This window comes from Chryseobacterium sp. FG46, assembly GCF_057809135.1.
Map to the genome: position 1 here is coordinate 1 of NZ_JBMDJJ010000068.1, position 1,677 is coordinate 1,677.

Annotated in this window: 1 protein-coding gene; it reads left to right on the forward strand. The window is 38.9% G+C overall.

Annotation, left to right across the window (positions count from 1 at the left end):
• The first annotated feature begins 36 nt into the window (after nucleotides 1–36).
• A complete protein-coding gene (locus ACODR7_RS21500) occupies nucleotides 37–1,584 on the forward strand; it encodes an IS1182 family transposase (RefSeq protein WP_488842313.1) in 1,548 nt (515 codons plus the stop codon).
• Nucleotides 1,585–1,677 lie beyond the last annotated feature (93 nt).

Here is a 1,677-nt window from a genome sequence, read left to right on the forward strand (position 1 = left end):
TTTTTTTGTATATTTATTTGGCAATCAATTAGATGTATGGCTTTTAAACATTATAATCAAAATCAGCTGGTTTTATTTCCGCATACTTTTGACGATCTGATTCCTATGGATCATCCTGTGCGGATTGTAAATGAAGTTTTAGACAGGATCAACATCAGCACTTTATTAGATGCATACCGCAAAGAAGGTAACCCTAGCTATCATCCCCTGATGATGCTCAAATTGATGGTTTTTGCGTATATGGAAAATATTTATTCCTCCCGTAAGATAGAAAAGGCCATGCGGGAAAATGTTTTGTTCATGTGGCTTTCCAATATGAATATTGCGGATCATAATACCATCGCCCGTTTTCGAAGCCAGAAACTGCAAACTGCATTTAAGGATGTCTTTACACAGGTGGTTTTGCTGTTGGCGGAAGAAGGTTTAATAACTTTAAAGCAAATCTATACCGACGGAACCAAGATTGAAGCGCAAGCAGGGCGCTATAGCTTTGTGTGGGGGAAATCCATCAAAACCAACAAAGAAAAAATGCTAAAGCAGCTGGAAGAACTCTGGAAGTATGCCCAAAGCATCGCTTCGGATGAAGATAAAGATCCCCAACCTCCAGAGTTCAGGGAAATCAACAAAGAGAAAATCCAAAAAACGGTAGAAAACATCAACCAGAAACTGAAAGGAAGTAAAATCGCTGATAAGAAAGGGGGAGCTAAAGCTAAAGCCAAGCTGAACTACATCAGGAATAATTTTGAAAAGAATCTTGATAAATACCAACAGCAGGAAGACATTCTCGCAGAGCGGGGCTCTTACAGCAAAACCGATACAGATGCTACTTTTATGCGGATGAAGGAAGATCACATGAAGAACGGACAGCTCAAGCCCGCCTACAATGCGCAAATCTCCACCGAGAACCAGTTTATTCTGAATTATACGCTTCATCAAACCCCTGCCGATACTAATACTTTAGCCTCTCATCTGGAAAATTTTAAAGATAACATAGGCCAGGAAAAATTCTGCGAAATAGAATCCCTTACCGCCGATGCAGGTTACGGAAGTGAAGAGAATTATGAGCTTTTAGAGAAACTCGAAATAGAGGCTTTTGTAAAGTACAATACGTTTGATAAAGAGCAGGACGAAAACTATCAGAGTAAAAACAAAACCTTTAGCAAAGAGCATTTGCACTACAACCGGGAGAAAGATTTTTACGTTTGTCCAATGGGACAACGGATGGAAAAAACCCACGAAAGCAGCAAAACTACCAAGACCGGTTTTGAGCAGACCTTATCGCATTACAAGACCAAAAACTGCCAAGGGTGCCCATTAAGAAGCATGTGCCATCAATCTAAAGAAAACCGAAGCATAGAGAGAAATCACAATCTGGAACGTCATAAAGAACTCACACGAAAGCGACTGAAAAGTGAAGAAGGGATAGAAAAACGTAAAAAAAGATGTTACGATGTAGAGCCTGTGTTTGCCAACCTCAAACACAATCACCATTTTAAGCGATTTATGCTAAAATCGTTGAAAAAAGTAGAAATTGAGTTCGGTTTACATGCTTTAGCACACAACTTAAGAAAGAAGGTGGCATAAAAAGACACTCCAAATCAAAAAAATCATCCTAAAAAATAATATTGACAGTTTATAAACAAAAACCGCCTCAAGGAAAATGAGACGGCTTCTTTT